Below are 14292 nucleotides of genomic sequence, written 5' to 3' on the forward strand. Positions count from 1 at the left end.
GCGCTCTGCTTCTATATAGAAGGGCCACGCCCACCGAAGATTGGCCGGTTTGCCATGGCTTACCAGCGAGCAAAACGACTTTTTCTCTTAACCGCATGAAAATTCTGAAAAAAAGTTTGCCATCGGAAAAGCTTTCGACTACATTAGCGCGCCTCGACAGACAGAACATGTTTGAAGAGATACGGTGAAGTGTCCGAGTGGCTTAAGGAGCACGCCTGGAAAGTGTGTATACAGGAAACTGTATCGAGAGTTCGAATCTCTCCTTCACCGCCACATTTAGTACACAAAACCCCTGATTTCGAAAGAAGTCAGGGGTTTTGTGGTTTCTGGCGTCTGGATTTTATTGGCTACGGCTTGAAGTTCGTCTTGAGCGATTACAATTGCGGATTTATTCATCCATATAGGGACGACATTCCATGATCATTTCCACCACTCACGCCATTGAAGGCCGGCAGATCGCGGCCTACCTGGATATCGTCAGTGCCGAATCGGTGCAGGGCGTCAATGTGATCCGTGACATGTTCGCTGGTATGCGCGACTTTTTTGGCGGCCGCTCGCAGACGCTGGAGCGCGCTTTGAAGGAGGCGCGTATTCAGGCGACCGAAGAAATCAGGGAGAGGGCGCGTGCTTTGCAGGCGGATGCGGTGGTCGGGGTGGACTTTGAGATCAGTATGCCCGGCGGGAAGGGCGGGATGGTTGTGGTGTTTGCGACGGGTACAGCGGTGAAGTTGCGCTGAGTTTGTTTAACGGGTGTGTAAGCCCATTCAGAGGTTGAATGGGCTCAATCTTGCGGTGCAATCAGCCTTGTGGCTTGAGGATCACGGTGCCTCTTTCGTCATAGGTCAGTGGTGTATCAATGGCGACCAGAGGGGGTGTATCAGAAGGTGGGTTGGGTTCGACTGGCTTGCTGGGATGGTAAATGACCCCTGGTTGCAGAACCGGTGTATCCGGACCCGGAGACTTGATGGTGATTTCACCGGAAGCGATCTTTTCCTTGAGTTTTTCAGCGCCAGCCTTGCCGGCTGCGATCTGTTCGTCCGTGAGTTTTACGACAGGCATATTGGGGAATCCGTTGATTTGCATGTTCTCTCCTTGAGATTCATTTGTATGAAAAAGGTCAACGGCCTGTCTCTGCAATTCTTTAGCGGTGCAGGACCAATGGCACTTCATCGCGTTGAGTTTTTGTAGGCCATTCGTCGGGCATCAGGAGATCTGAATAACAAGTCCAGGAATGACCAGCTAGTCTCAAAAGCGTTGGAGGTCGATATTTTTTCAGGCGAATGGGTTTTTGCCGGTGTCGACCGGTGGCGAAGGGGCGATGGTATGACTGATCCGTATATCGAAGACGATGGCGCTGAATTTTCCTTCAATAACTGTGTACGGTGCGGTCAGACCGAGTACCAGTCAGGCTTTGGCGAGGACCGGGTGCAGACCGGCAAGATCAAATCCACAGCACCGAAAGGACCGAAGGCAAAATTTCTACCCAAGGTCAGCGCGCGATCCAGAAAATAATCTGTCACTGCATAACCCCGTCATTGAACGGGGTTTTTTATGGCTGATTGAGTGAGAGAAATGTCCTACGCACTTCGGTGGCAAATGCGGGGGGCTTTCACAAACTTTTCACGTCTACCGCGGTAGGGTGAAGCCATCCGTTAGAAAGCAAGTCTCCAGCCCGTCTCCCCAGCGGGCTTTTTTTTGCCTGTCATAAAACCTTTTGCAGAATCGCTGTCCAATCGGCGCCGAGTACGCGAAGCCTCTGATTTCGGCTGGACTTTTGCGCGGCGACGGCATTAAATCCCGGCCCTTTTTGTCATCCCAATTTTTGAGGTTTTCGTCATGCGTTTAACACTGCCTGCTCTGGTTCTGGGGCTTCTGGTTGCTCAAGGTGCAATGGCTGCCGGTGATGGCACCGCGGCGCTGGGCGGTGGTCTGGGTGGCGCACTGGGTAATGTCGTCGGCCAGAAAATGGGCGGCAGCACTGGCGCGGCAATCGGTGCTGGCGTAGCAGGCGCGGCGGGCAGCGCAGTGGCGGCGCGCAAGGGGAGCCGGACCAAAGCGGCGATTGGCGGCGGTGTTGGCGCAGCGGGTGGTTCGGTGATCGGCAACAGCCTGGGCGGCAAGACCGGTGCGACCATTGGTGCAGGCCTGGGCGGTGCGGCGGGCGGCGCAGTGGGCAGTAACTTGTCCAAAGGTCACAAGCGTCACTGAGACTAATCCCTTGTCAGAAAAAGCCCGGCTCGATGTCGGGCTTTTTCATGGCTGAACGTTTTTCTCGTTTGCGTCTCCAATCTCACATAGGCCCATGTCTGGGCGGACTGTCCCACTTCGGGAACTGTGAGGTTCATATGCGCTTGTCATTATCTGCACTGTTTTTCGGTTTGCTGGTAGCACAAGGGGCGATGGCCGCTGGTGATGGCACCGCCGCTGTGGGTGGCGGCTTGGGCGGCGCGCTCGGCAATGTGGTCGGTGGACAACTCGGTGGCAGTACTGGCGCGGCGGTAGGTGCGGGTGTTGGTGGCGCGGCCGGGAGTGCCGTCGGGGCGAATAAACGTAATCGAACTGAAGCGGCCATTGGTGGTGGTCTCGGCGCGGCGGGCGGTTCGGTTGTCGGCAACAGCCTCGGCGGCTCAACGGGTTCGACCATTGGCGCAGGTTTGGGCGGCGCGGCGGGTGGTGCGGTCGGTAATAACCTGGGTGACGATGGTGGCTCTCATTCGGGTGGTGGCCACAAACACAAGAACAAACATAAAAACCGCCATCATTGATGGTGGGTTAAACGGAAACCCGGCATTTTGCCGGGTTTTTTGTATTTGCTCGTCAGACTCTGGAACGATTGGCTGTAGGGCTTTTCGAACGTCATACACTCCCTGAAATGACGAGGTTGCCATGACTCCTGAAACCGAAGGCAAGGAAGAGAAAGGTTCGAGTGGACTGCCATTTATCAATGACCCGGGGAATGAGGACCCGGGATCGTTGATGGATGATGCGACGGTGCCGTTGAATGATTCGGATGAGGCGGATATGGAGTATGAAGAGGATGAGGATGAGCAGTGATCGGATGTTTGAGAAGATCTGAGCGTCTGAATCCGGATTTTAAGGGCCTGAGTTCTAGAGGTCCTACAAATTTGTTAGTGACTAAAAATGGCTGCCCACCAGTCATTGATCTGGTGAGCGAGTCTAGGTATAGGCGTTTTTTTGTAGTGCTAACAATGTGAGATCCCGGATTTAGAGAATTCCAAATTGTCTAGAATCATGCTGAGCAACTGGATGTCGAACTGTTCTCTGTATCTATATAAATTTTTTATGATGCCTCACGGTAACAGAGCACCCGTTGCTCAATAAATTTTAGAAAGGTAACTCTGTTAAATATACGCTAGGTTCTCGCAGTCTTAATGATGATGTGGTAAATGTTACTTTCGAAGTGCTTGATACAGCTGAAATCAGATATCTGTCTCCAACTGGTTGTATGGATAGACTTAAGTTTTTTTGAGTTGGAATGTTGGATGTCGTCAACTCTCTAATTTCACCGCATGTTATTCCGATTCGGCAAGCATTGTATCCTATGGATTCCCATTTTTTCGGAGGAGTGTCCGGCATTTCTCTAATATCAAATGCCAAGGTCAATGTTGAAAGGTTGTTGTCCATGTTTAAAGCGAATAGCTTGATCTCCCCAATGGGTATATTTCTGCTGAATACCATGTTGAAGAATTTGCTGCCTTCTATCTCATTCCAGTACTTCATTGTCGTCCCTTGAATGGATAATGATCGTTGGTGTTTTTTACTTTGCCATTGCGTGTGTCATCAGCGGGTCGTATATTTATGTGAGGTCCTTGATCTCCTCGGTTATTTATATCTCCATACTTGTGTCCCGCTGAGTGGTCTTGGAGTGTCAATATAAAACCATCCTCTCGGGTAAATCTATATTCTCTGGTTATGATCGGCTTTCCGTTGCTGTCTAGAATGTTATTTCCTTTTCTATCCGTCATGTTGACATAGGTGAACTGCTTCTGCCTGCCACTTACCTCATCAATTTGAATGTCTGGCTGTTGCCCTTTCGGTATTCCTGCATCAACTTTTGCCTGTCTGAATGCACCGCGCCTGGAAACCTGTGGTAGCTCAACATCATCAGGTTTTGAACAATTGATCGATTTTCTGCCTTTGGGCGGACAATTGGAACTCAACCCCAACGGATCCACCCACCCCGTCGGGTTCGGCACGTACTGGTACTGATTCAAGCCACCGGCCAACTTGATGGGATCCGGCGTCAGATACCGCCCCAGCCGGGGGTCGTAATACCGATGCCGGTTGTAATGCAGCCCACTCTCCGCATCGAAGTACTGCCCCTGAAAACGCAGCGGCTGGTTCAGGTAGTCCTCGCCGGCCAGGGTCAGTGCGGCGACTTTGCCGTAGGCGTCGTATTGCGCGGACCAGACGATGTCGCCGCTGTAGTCGGTGAGTTCCTGCGGGGTGCCGAGGTGGTCGAGTTGGTAGTAGAAGGGACAGGCTTTTTTCGGGCCTTTGCCGTCGAGCAACGCCAGCGGGCGGAAGGTGCCGGGTTCGTAGACGTAGCTGCGGTATTCGCTTTCGCTGCTTTCGGCGACGAGGTGGTCGCCTTGCCAGAAGAATTCGGTGATCTCGCCGTTGACGATTTTGCGGATACGCCGGCCGAAGGCGTCGTATTGGTAACTGGCGGTCTGGCCGTCCGGGCGGGTCAGGCCGATCAGGCGGTGCTGGCAGTCGTAGCGGTATTCAGTGACGAGTGTCTGTGCGCGGCCTCGCCGTTCACGGATCAGGTTGCCGAAGGCGTCGTAGTCGTAGTGGCGGTCGCCCTGCATCAGCAGGCGGTTGCCCTTGATCTGGCTGGGACCGGGGCGGTCCTGCATCAGCAGGTTGCCGGCCGGGTCGTGGGCGAAGCTTTCCGGCAGTTCGTCGCGCGAGTGACGGACGCGGATCAGCCGGTCGAGGCCGTCGTAGCCGTAGGTACGCTGGCCGTGGCGGCTGTCGGCAATGTGCGCGAGATTGCCGTTGGCGCTGTAGGCATAATCCCGGCGGTACAGCGCATCACGCTGATGGCCTACGGCGTGGGCGAGTAATCGTCCTTGATCGTCGTAGGTATATTCGCTGAGCAGCAGGCCCTGCTGACGTTGTTGTTCGCGACCGGACTGATAGACATGGCGGGTCAACGGCGTGCCGTTGAGGTCAATCCCGTTCAGTGCGCCGCCCTTGGCGTGGCGGTAGTCGAGCACGCTGTTGTCCGGCAGACGCATGCGCTTGAGCTGGCCACAGGCGTCGTAGCGGTAACGCAGGGTGCCCCAGCCCTGATGCTCGGTGATCAAGCGGTCCTGACGGTCGTACTCGAAGGCCAAAGGATGTTGCTGGCCGTCGTCGACACTGATCAAACGACCGAGACGGTCGTATTGGTAACTGACCTTGATGCCGTCGGGCAGGGTTTTGACGAGTAACCGGCCTGCGCCATCGCGTTCATAAGCGGTGAGCAAACAAGAGCCGTCATCACCGAACTCGGTCTTTTCCAGCAGATGCCCATTGAGGTCATAGGCGTACGTGGTACGCCGACCATCAAAACCGCTTTCCTGACGAATCAGCCCGGTCGGCGTGTAGTCCAGCCGGTACTTTTCCCCTGATTCGTTTTCGATCTCGGTGAGCAGCAGTTGCGCATGGTCGTAGCGGTACTGCACCCGCGTGCCGTCAGGGTTGATTCGGCGCGAAACCAAGTGCAGATCGTCGTCATATTCATAACGGGTAATGCGCCCCAGTTCATCCCGTTCGGCAGTGACCTGACCGTAGGCGCCGTAGCTGTAGGCGCGGGTGCTGCCGGTAGGAAAAGTCGTCTGAATCAGTCGGCCAACGGCGTCCCAATGCTGGCGGGTGACCGCACCGTGTTCGTCGGCGGTTGTCGTCCGCCGCCCCAGTGCGTCGTAGGAAAAGCGCCGCACGCCACCGTCGGGCAGGGTTTCCTCGGTCAACTGGCCGAGGCTATTCCAGACCAGCCGATGCCGGCTGCTGTCCGGGTAGCGGATCGACAGCAATTGCCCCCGGGTGTCGTAGTAGTAATGAGTAACCTGGCCGTCGGGGTCGACCGCTTCGGTGACATCGCCCTCGGCATTGCGCCGGTAGATCCACACCGCCTCGCCGCGCGAACGTCGATGCAGGAAACCGTTGCGATACTCGTAGGACGTTGGCGCCTCATCCGGTGGAATCAGCGCGATCAGCCGTCCGACTTCGTCGTAGCGGTATTCGGTGACGGCGCCCAAGGCATCCTGCTCGGCAATCAAGCGCCCGGCATCGTCATAGGCCTTGAGCTGTTCACCGCCATCGGCCTCGACCTTGCGCACCAGCCGCGCACGTTCGTCGTGAACGTAGGTCTCTTCGGTGCCGTCGACGTAATGCACCGCGACACTGCCGTCATCGTTCCAGACGTAACGTGTGTCCATCTGCGAAAACGACGCCCAGTGACGCACGCAACGAGCAGCCTTGCCGGAGCGCTCCCACTCCCAGAAGAAACTCGCGCCCCCAGCAAGTTGCCGCTGCAGAATCACGTGAGCGTCGTCGTAGTCGTAACGCTCGCTGTCACCGACGGCGTTGGTCGCTTCGATCAGGTGCCGGTAGGCGTCGTAGCTGTAACTGACCAGCGCTTGTTCGGTGCTCCATGCACCGTCGCGAAACACCTGGTAATCCACACCAACCAACTGCGCCCGGTCATACCGCAACAACAGCGAACGCCCGGCGCCGTTATCCAGTCGCTGCACCCGGTCAAAGCGATCGCGCTGCACCGTCAGACGATTGCCATAGGCATCGCTGATCGCTGTCAGCCTTCCTGCGCGAAAGTGATAAAACCGCGCGGTGTCCCCGGCCAGTGCGAGGATCAGCTCTTCCGGCTCATCGCCCAGAAAAATCGCCGCCCGCGACAAACTGTTGTGAATCGCCGGGCGCTCAGTATTCGGCAACGGAAAACGGGTACGCCGGTTTTCGTGATCGACCCAAACAACCTCGTCGCCGGCAAATTCCAGCCGATGCGCCAGCGAATGACTCCAGCCAAACCCCAACCCAACATCGATTTCGGCGGCACTGCTGCGATACAACCGCGTGAACTCAAACGGCAACACGCCATCGAGCAGCGCATCGCTCAAGGTCAGCAGTTCTTCGCCGGTGACCATCGACACCGGGCAGCCGTTGGTGCAGGTGCGCGGCACGCAATCGGCGCTGTCGCCGTTGGGGTTTTTCGCCTGATCCGGCGAATCGTCATGCGGCTCATGCCGCTCGATCCGGCTCGAACCGCCAGACTTGTCCCGCACAACAGGCGCCGGGTTTGGCACGGTCAACACCAGCGAATCGGCCTGACAAATGTTCAGCGGTATCGCCGGTGTCGGTTTCAACTCAACGTCACGCACATTGAGCATCAGTGGCTTCAAAACGCTGGCATGCCGCGTCAAATCCGCCGAGGACGTCAGTTCGGCCAAGCGCAATGCCGAGGCCGCCAGCCATTCCCGCGCGCGCGGCGACTTGATCTTCGCCAGCACCTTGCTGCTCAAACGCAGCGGCACGCCGATGCCACCCGACACGCCCATCAACAGGAAGCTGATCAGCAATTCGACCCGCACCTCGGCCACCACTTCAGCCAGATACTGCGGCGGCAGCATCTTCAGCCAACTGGTAAACGCGGCCAGATGAATGAACAGCAGCGGCTCGTCACTGAGGATCAGCAAGCCATTGGCGATGGCGTCGCTGGAGGCATTCAATAACGCCTCAAGCTCGGCCTCGCTGAGGTATTCCAGCAATTTTTCACTGTTGGCCTGCAAGTCTGCGAGCAGGGCAAATACCTGTTTAATGTCATCCCAGACGCCATTCAGGGCTTTCTCGAATCCACGCCAATCGGCCTGTTGCAACTGACCGTAACGCTCAAGAAACCCGGCGCTGGAAAATTCCTTCCACTGCGGCTGACATTCACTCCATTCCCCGCGCAACCAGCCCTCCAGCCCATCGATGATGCCCTGATAGGAGGCGTACAGCTTCTTCACATGGTCCGTGGACACATCGGGAAAGAAGGTGATGCGATAACGCTGGCCCCGATCGCAGTCGGTCACTTGCAGAATGCCGCTGGGGCCGATGGTGTAATGCAGCGGTTCGCCGAAAGTCAGCACGCCGCCGACATCGGCAAGCACCGGTTCGAGGATTACCGGGGTGTTGCCAATCGGCACAAACCTCGCGGCCTCGAACATATGCACCAGCGTCAGCGACCCGCTGGCCGAGCACATGACCACCGATGAACTGAGCGGCTGGCGCGACGTGATCGGCGCGCTGAGGCGTACGTCGTTACCGACGGTGAAGACCTGTTCGACATCCAGCGCGGTGCCTGTCCAGAACTGCTCGGCCCAGGCGTCGTAGTGGTTCAGGCACAGGCGGAACTCGCGGATCAGGTGTTCGAAGTCCGGCTCATCGGGATTCAAAGCAGCAACAACGAGCAGGCCGATGCTGTTGTTCAGGGCCAGAAGCCGATCGGTTGGAAGCATTCGCAGTCTCTCGCGCACGTCAAAAAGGTGCGGGGACTTTGCGGGGGATCAAACAGGAAAGAAGTCGGGCGAGTAGGCGATGCCTGTAGGACATTTCGCTAAATGTCTGCGAGTAGTTCATCGCTCAATAAACATTGGCCGTTGCTCAATGTCTGTCGCGCTCGTTATGCTGCTGAACCCTTTAATCAGATCCGAGCAGCGGTCCACCTGCCGCTTGGGATGTCTTTGTTAACGGATCCGATGATGAATGCACCGCTGAAGGCGTTCGGCCCGATCAAGGCCGTGATTTTTGATATGGACGGTTTGTTGCTGGACACCGAGGGCATTTACACCGAAGTCACTTCGCTGATTGCCCAGCGCTACGGGCGCACCTTCGACTGGAGCGTCAAGCAGAACATCATTGGTCGCGGGGCCAACGATCTGGCGAACTACGTGGTGCAGGCGCTGGATCTGCCGATCACCGCTGAAGAGTTTCTGGTGATCCGCGAACCATTGATGCGCGAGCGTTTTCCCACGGCGCAAGCGATGCCGGGTGCCGAGGAGCTGATTCGCCACCTCAAGGCGCACAACATCCCCATCGCCGTCGGCACCAGTTCATCGCGGCAATCGTTCGGGCAAAAAACCACGCTGCACCGCGACTGGTTCGCGCTGTTCGACTTCATTGTCACGGCGGACGATCCGGAAGTCGGCGCGGCGAAACCGGCGCCGGATATCTTCCTGACCGCTGCCCGCCGTCTGGGTGTGGCACCTGAGGATTGCCTGGTGTTCGAGGATTCGCCGTTTGGCGTGACCGCAGCGAAAGCCGCAGGCATGACGGCCATCGCCATCCCCGATGCCGCCATGGCCGATGAAAAGTACGCACACGCTGACGGGATTCTTCGGAGTTTGAAAGCGTTCACGCCAAGTGCCTGTGGTTTGCCGGCGCTGGAATGGATGTAAACGTCTGAGACAAAAAAACGCCGCCCCTCTGTAAAAAGAGGGGCGGCGTTTTTCGTTCAGGCGACTCGGGAAATCAGGCGCCGAAACCACCGTCGATGGTCAGGCTGGCACCAGTGATGTAACCGGCTTCCGGGCCCGCCAGATAGGCGACGAAACTGGCGATTTCTTCGGCTTTACCGTAACGACCGACGGCCATCAACGGAATGAGGCTTTCGGCGAAGTCACCGTGCGCCGGGTTCATGTCGGTGTCGACAGGGCCGGGCTGCACGTTGTTGATGGTGATGCCGCGTGGGCCCAGATCGCGGGCCAAGCCTTTGGTCAAACCGACTAGCGCCGATTTGCTCATCGCATATACACCGCCACCGGCAAAGGGCATGCGGTCGGCGTTGGTGCTGCCGATGTTGATGATGCGCGAACCTTCGCCCATGTGCTTGGCGGCTTCTTGCGAGGCGATGAATACGCTGCGCACGTTGATTGCGAGGGTCTGGTCGAAGTCTTCGAGTTTGAAGTCTTCCAGTGGAGCAACGGCCAGCACACCGGCGTTGTTGACCAAAATGTCGAGTCGGCCAAAAGCTTCGACCGTGGCGCTGACCGCGTGGCGGATCGCTGCGGCGTCGGCACTGTCGGCCTTGATCGCCAGGGCTTTGCCGCCGTTGGCGGTGATACTGTTCTGTAACTCTTCGGCTTTGGCGGTGGAGCTGACGTAAGTGAAGGCTACTGCAGCGCCTTCAGCGGCCAGGCGTTTGACGATGGCAGCGCCGATACCACGGGAACCGCCTTGAATCAGAGCGACTTTGCCGCCGAGGTGTTGAGTGGTCATGTTCGATCTCCAGACTATTCAAGGCGGGATGCCTTGTTGTTGGAGCCGAGTATCGACCTCTGATCCGCAACCGTGTAGACCCTGATTGCTATAGTCTGTGTAAACCAGAAGTTTATAGTGGCGGCCATGGAAACCTTCAGCAGTATCGAATGCTTTGTCCGTAGTGCTGAAGTCGGCAGCTTTGCCGAGGCGGCGCGGCGCTTGAGCCTGACCCCGGCAGCGGTTGGCAAAAGTGTCGCAAAGCTTGAGGCGCGGCTGGGTGTGCGGCTGTTTCAGCGCAGCACCCGCAGTCTGACGCTGACCGAGGCGGGGCAGCTGTTTTTGAGTGAAGTCAGCGCCAGCCTGACCACGATCCAGAATGCCGTGGCCAATCTGGCCAGTGCCGAAGGGCAGCCGATCGGCACCTTGAAAGTCAGCATGGGCACGGTGTTCGGGCGCCTTTATATAGTGCCGTTGCTCGGCGAGTTTCTGCGGCGCTTCCCGGCGATCAATCCGGACTGGCATTTCGATAATCGTCAGGTCGATCTGATCGGGCAGGGCTTCGATGCGGCGATTGGCGGCGGCTTTGAGCTGCCACAAGGTGTGGTAGCGCGCAGATTGACGCCAGCGCATCGGGTATTGGTCGCTTCGCAGGATTATCTGAACGGCAATCCTGCGATCACTCATCCGGACGATCTCAAGCAGCACGACGGAATTCTGATTCGCTCACCGCAAACCGGGCGTGTGCGTTCATGGCAATTGACGCACCGCGATCAGCAGCACAGTCCGTTGATGCTCAAGGCCCGGATGACCATGAGCGATTCCGAAGCCGCGTGTGCGACAGCAGCGCAGGGCCTGGGGATTGCACTGGTGAGCATGCCTTTTGCGGTGGGGTATCTGGAGGCGGGTACGTTGCAGCGAGTGTTGCCGGACTGGTTTGTCGATGATGGCAACATCTCGATTTATTACGCCGAACATAAGTTGTTGCCGGGCAAGACGCGGGCGTTTGTCGATTATGTGATTGAACAGTTTGCGGAGAGAGGGTTGGCGCGGCGGTTTAGTGCTATTTGAGCAACCTTGATACCGAGTTGCGGCCTTCGCGAGCAGGCTCGCTCCCACATTTGGAATGCATTTCCCCTGTGGGAGCGAGCTTGCTCGCGAATGGGGCGACTCGGTTTCCGATGATAAGCTTAGCGGGCAAACCGCCCCGGCCAGCCAATGATGTTCTTCGGCCGAGGTGTCGCATACGTTCGCACTTTCGACGTCGACAAGCGCAAGCGCACCAGCGATTCCGCAATCGTTACCGCCGCCGTGACGCCATCCACCACCGGCACGCCAGTGCGCCGACGAATCTGCTCATCCAGGCCGGCCATGCCGCCGCAACCCAGGCAGATCACCTCGGCTTTGTCCTGCGTCACCGCCAGTTCTGCCTGATGCACGATGGCTTCCAAGGCACGCTGTGGCTCGTGTTCCAGTTCCAGAACGGCCAGACCACTGGCCCGTACCGATGCACAACGATCCCACAGGCCGGACAATTTCAGCCGATCTTCGATCAGCGGTACGGTGCGATCCAGCGTGGTCACCACCGAATAGGCGTGGCCGAGAAACATCGCCGTGCTCGCGGCCGCATCGGTGATATCCACCACTGGCACGTTGAGCAATTCCTGCAGACCTTCGCGACCGTGCTCGCCGTAGCCGGCCTGAATCACGGCATCGAACGGCTGGTCGTAGGCCATCACCCGATCCATCACCGCGATGGCCGCCAGATAGCTTTCGAAGTTGCCTTCAATCGAGTCGGCACCGAAGTACGGCGTCAAACCGACGATTTCGGTACCGGGCGAGGCGACAGCCTGCGCCGAGCGGGCAATGGCCTCGGTGATGGATTCGGTCGTGTTGACGTTGACCACGAGAATACGCATGGGGAAATCCTTATAGCGGGCAGTTCTGCGGCCCGAAGTCCGGGCCACGAGGGAATTAATGGCAGACGTTGTCGACAGCGATCGATTCGCCGCTGATGTCGGCGTAGTGCGCATGGCGTTTGGCAATGATCAGGTAGAGCATTCCGGCGATCCCGGCGCCGATCAGCCAGGAGAACGGCGAGACGCTGTGGAAACCCGGCACGAGCGCCAGGACGATGGCGATCAGCGCCGCAGGAATAAATGCCGCCACCGCACGGAAATTCACCCCACGGCTGTAGTAATAAGCGCCGTCGGGATCTTCGCTGTAGAGCTGCGGGACGTTGATCCGGCCTTTGCGGATCAGCCAGTAGTCGACCATGATCACGCCGTACAACGGGCCGAGCAGGGCGCCGAGGCCAGACAGGAAGTACACGATCACCAGCGGGCTGTTGTAGAGATTCCACGGCAGGATCAGCACAGCGATGGTTGCGCTGATCAGCCCGGCGCGACGGAACGTCAGGTACTTCGGCGCCAGGTTGCTCAGCACGAAGGCCGGGGCGACGAAGTTGGCCATGATGTTCACCGCCACAGTGACGATCAGGAATGCCAGGCAACCGAGCACGAGGAAGAAGGTGTTGGGAATCGAGGCGATGATCTCGGTCGGGCTCTCGATGATCCGGCCGTTGATCTGAAATTGCGCACCGCAGAGCAGCACGGTAATCGCGGCGAACACCAGAATATTCACCGGCAAACCCCAGAAGTTTCCTACCTTGATGGTCTTGCGGCACGGCGATGAGCGGGCGAAGTCGCAGAAATTCAGAATCAGCGTGCCGTAGATCGCCAGCCACAACGCGCCGCCGGCAAAAATGTTGCGCCACATCTCGCCACCGGTCAGTGGCTCGCGGATCGACCAGGCAATGGTCGCGTTGGCTTGGAAGTACATCCACCCAGCGAGTGCCGCAACTGTCAGCAAAATCACCGGCCCGGCAAACGCTTCGTAACGGCGGACCATTTCCATGCCGTAGGCGAGGATCGCCAGTTGCACGAACCAGATCGCCACGAAACACACCCAACCCAAAGTCGACAGCCCGAGGATCGAGTTGTGGTCGTATGCGGCGAATCCGGGATGGACTGCCGTGAGCAATACGCGAAACACCACTGACGCCAGGTACGTCTGAATGCCGAACCAGGCGATGGCGATAACCGCGCGGATCAGTGCAGGAATTTGCGCGCCGTGGATGCCGAAACTGATCCGGCTGATCACTGGAAACGGCACCCCGGTTTTCTGCCCCATGTACCCGGACAGGTTCATGAAGAAATACACCAGCGCCGCGCCGATCCCCAGCGACAGCAGGATCTGCCAGCCACCCAGGCCAAGGGCGTAAAGGCCGATGGCGAACGAGTAGTTAGCAATGTTGTGCACGTCGTTCGTCCACAGGGCGAAGATGCTGTATTTGCCCCAGCGCCGACCTTCGGCCTTGGTTGGCGCCAGGTCGCTGTTGTGCAGGCGGGGGCTCAGTTGTAACGGCTCGGTCAACCCGTCATCGGGTAACGGCTGGTCGAGAGCAGCGGCGGGCAGATTCAGCGCGATGTTGTTGGAGAGACTTGTACGCATTCCGGCAGGCTCCTGATGTTCAGGGCCGCGATGACTGTGCATGAGCCGTCAGGCTCGACAAATCTTCGTCGCGGCAGTGAAAGCATCACTGGTTACGGGGCATCTGCAGCCTGTACGGGATAGGGCGCTTCAGGCTTGCGGATCGAAGTGGTTTTATGTTTTGCAGTTTTGTATACAAAACATGTATGCACATAAGCCAGATCTGTGCCAGTCGTTGATCTATGCGCAGCCGTGCTCATTTCGAAAAGTTATCGATGTGCGCTAAGTGTCTGAAAATAATTGGCTAAAAATTGACCGGTTGAACAGGTATTTATTTTTGGCGAGGGATTTTGATGGCGGGCGGAGGCGAGGGATTTTTGGCAGGGATGTAACTTTTCAGGGCGCTGAAACAAAAAAGTGCACACATAAATGGCACCGATGGTGACATTCATGTGTACACATTTTTGGAGTCGCTACAAACCCCTGTAGGAGTGAGCCTGCTCGCGATAGCGGTGTATCAGCCAAAAAAATTAT

At 57.4% G+C, this 14292-nt stretch carries 13 protein-coding genes and 1 tRNA gene; 8 read left to right on the forward strand and 6 right to left on the reverse strand.

Annotated features, from left to right (window positions below):
• The first annotated feature begins 183 nt into the window (after window positions 1–183).
• Window positions 184–273 (forward strand) — tRNA-Ser (locus ACOYXH_RS05765).
• Between the two features lie 143 nt (window positions 274–416).
• The gene (locus ACOYXH_RS05770; protein ID WP_099758444.1) at window positions 417–737 is read left to right on the forward strand and encodes a YbjQ family protein; all 321 of its coding nucleotides are present in this window, start codon (window positions 417–419) and stop codon (window positions 735–737) included.
• Window positions 738–798: 61 nt separating this feature from the next.
• On the opposite strand, the gene ACOYXH_RS05775 is transcribed toward ACOYXH_RS05770, so the two are convergent.
• The gene (locus ACOYXH_RS05775) at window positions 799–1083 is read right to left on the reverse strand and encodes a hypothetical protein (RefSeq protein ID WP_095050937.1); all 285 of its coding nucleotides are present in this window, start codon (window positions 1081–1083) and stop codon (window positions 799–801) included.
• 240 nt (window positions 1084–1323) lie between these two features.
• Between ACOYXH_RS05775 and ACOYXH_RS05780 the strand changes: the two genes are divergently transcribed.
• The 4 genes from ACOYXH_RS05780 (at window position 1324) to ACOYXH_RS05795 (ending at window position 3054) form a co-directional block, all read left to right on the forward strand.
• A complete protein-coding gene (locus tag ACOYXH_RS05780) occupies window positions 1324–1512 on the forward strand; it encodes a hypothetical protein (protein ID WP_095050941.1) in 189 nt (62 codons plus the stop codon).
• 324 nt (window positions 1513–1836) lie between these two features.
• On the forward strand, window positions 1837–2208 hold the full coding sequence (locus ACOYXH_RS05785) for a glycine zipper domain-containing protein (protein ID WP_007914079.1): 372 nt from the start codon (window positions 1837–1839) through the stop codon (window positions 2206–2208).
• Between the two features lie 137 nt (window positions 2209–2345).
• Window positions 2346–2765, forward strand: a complete 420-nt coding sequence (locus ACOYXH_RS05790) for a YMGG-like glycine zipper-containing protein (RefSeq protein WP_007914081.1) — start codon at window positions 2346–2348, stop codon at window positions 2763–2765.
• A gap of 121 nt (window positions 2766–2886) precedes the next feature.
• Window positions 2887–3054: a hypothetical protein gene (locus tag ACOYXH_RS05795; protein WP_007914082.1), complete on the forward strand. Its 168-nt coding sequence runs from the start codon at window positions 2887–2889 to the stop codon at window positions 3052–3054.
• 291 nt (window positions 3055–3345) lie between these two features.
• On the opposite strand, the gene ACOYXH_RS05800 is transcribed toward ACOYXH_RS05795, so the two are convergent.
• Together ACOYXH_RS05800 and ACOYXH_RS05805 are read right to left on the reverse strand one after the other, a co-directional pair.
• Window positions 3346–3741, reverse strand: a complete 396-nt coding sequence (locus ACOYXH_RS05800) for an Imm50 family immunity protein (protein ID WP_460063700.1) — start codon at window positions 3739–3741, stop codon at window positions 3346–3348.
• Window positions 3738–8528 carry an RHS repeat-associated core domain-containing protein gene (locus ACOYXH_RS05805; RefSeq protein WP_460410367.1) on the reverse strand — a complete coding sequence of 1597 codons (4791 nt, stop codon included), beginning with the start codon at window positions 8526–8528 and terminating at the stop codon, window positions 3738–3740. Before ACOYXH_RS05805 ends, ACOYXH_RS05800 begins: the two co-directional genes overlap by 4 nt.
• 243 nt (window positions 8529–8771) lie before the next feature.
• Here ACOYXH_RS05805 and ACOYXH_RS05810 point away from each other — a divergent pair, with 243 nt between their 5' ends.
• Entirely contained in the window at window positions 8772–9467 is a 696-nt protein-coding gene (locus ACOYXH_RS05810) for an HAD-IA family hydrolase (RefSeq protein ID WP_095047766.1), read from the forward strand.
• A gap of 73 nt (window positions 9468–9540) precedes the next feature.
• Here ACOYXH_RS05810 and ACOYXH_RS05815 read toward each other — a convergent pair whose 3' ends face one another.
• On the reverse strand, window positions 9541–10287 hold the full coding sequence (locus ACOYXH_RS05815; protein WP_095047765.1) for a 3-oxoacyl-ACP reductase family protein: 747 nt from the start codon (window positions 10285–10287) through the stop codon (window positions 9541–9543).
• A 126-nt stretch (window positions 10288–10413) separates the two neighbouring features.
• On the opposite strand from ACOYXH_RS05815, the gene ACOYXH_RS05820 reads away from it, so the two are divergent.
• On the forward strand, window positions 10414–11337 hold the full coding sequence (locus ACOYXH_RS05820) for a LysR family transcriptional regulator (RefSeq protein ID WP_095047764.1): 924 nt from the start codon (window positions 10414–10416) through the stop codon (window positions 11335–11337).
• 119 nt (window positions 11338–11456) lie between these two features.
• Here the strand turns inward: ACOYXH_RS05820 and ACOYXH_RS05825 are convergent, their stop codons facing one another.
• Together ACOYXH_RS05825 and ACOYXH_RS05830 are read right to left on the reverse strand one after the other, a co-directional pair.
• A complete protein-coding gene (locus ACOYXH_RS05825) occupies window positions 11457–12185 on the reverse strand; it encodes an aspartate/glutamate racemase family protein (protein WP_095047763.1) in 729 nt (242 codons plus the stop codon).
• 55 nt (window positions 12186–12240) lie between these two features.
• Window positions 12241–13779 (reverse strand): NCS1 family nucleobase:cation symporter-1, encoded by a 1539-nt coding sequence (locus tag ACOYXH_RS05830; protein WP_220558376.1) that lies wholly within the window; start codon window positions 13777–13779, stop codon window positions 12241–12243.
• Window positions 13780–14292: the final 513 nt, after the last annotated feature.

This window comes from Pseudomonas sp. Mb7 (assembly GCF_054790525.1).

What these genes read in the sequence shown, in the direction of transcription:
- ACOYXH_RS05795 (WP_007914082.1), top strand. Translation starts at nt 2,887, where the DNA reads ATGACTCCTGAAACCGAAGGCAAGGAAGAGAAAGGTTCGAGTGGACTG.
- ACOYXH_RS05800 (WP_460063700.1), bottom strand. Translation starts at nt 3,741, where the DNA reads ATGAAGTACTGGAATGAGATAGAAGGCAGCAAATTCTTCAACATGGTA.
- ACOYXH_RS05825 (WP_095047763.1), bottom strand. Translation starts at nt 12,185, where the DNA reads ATGCGTATTCTCGTGGTCAACGTCAACACGACCGAATCCATCACCGAG.
- ACOYXH_RS05810 (WP_095047766.1), top strand. Translation starts at nt 8,772, where the DNA reads ATGAATGCACCGCTGAAGGCGTTCGGCCCGATCAAGGCCGTGATTTTT.
- ACOYXH_RS05805 (WP_460410367.1), bottom strand. Translation starts at nt 8,528, where the DNA reads ATGCTTCCAACCGATCGGCTTCTGGCCCTGAACAACAGCATCGGCCTG.
- ACOYXH_RS05815 (WP_095047765.1), bottom strand. Translation starts at nt 10,287, where the DNA reads ATGACCACTCAACACCTCGGCGGCAAAGTCGCTCTGATTCAAGGCGGT.
- ACOYXH_RS05830 (WP_220558376.1), bottom strand. Translation starts at nt 13,779, where the DNA reads ATGCGTACAAGTCTCTCCAACAACATCGCGCTGAATCTGCCCGCCGCT.
- ACOYXH_RS05820 (WP_095047764.1), top strand. Translation starts at nt 10,414, where the DNA reads ATGGAAACCTTCAGCAGTATCGAATGCTTTGTCCGTAGTGCTGAAGTC.
- ACOYXH_RS05770 (WP_099758444.1), top strand. Translation starts at nt 417, where the DNA reads ATGATCATTTCCACCACTCACGCCATTGAAGGCCGGCAGATCGCGGCC.
- ACOYXH_RS05775 (WP_095050937.1), bottom strand. Translation starts at nt 1,083, where the DNA reads ATGCAAATCAACGGATTCCCCAATATGCCTGTCGTAAAACTCACGGAC.
- ACOYXH_RS05785 (WP_007914079.1), top strand. Translation starts at nt 1,837, where the DNA reads ATGCGTTTAACACTGCCTGCTCTGGTTCTGGGGCTTCTGGTTGCTCAA.
- ACOYXH_RS05790 (WP_007914081.1), top strand. Translation starts at nt 2,346, where the DNA reads ATGCGCTTGTCATTATCTGCACTGTTTTTCGGTTTGCTGGTAGCACAA.
- ACOYXH_RS05780 (WP_095050941.1), top strand. Translation starts at nt 1,324, where the DNA reads ATGACTGATCCGTATATCGAAGACGATGGCGCTGAATTTTCCTTCAAT.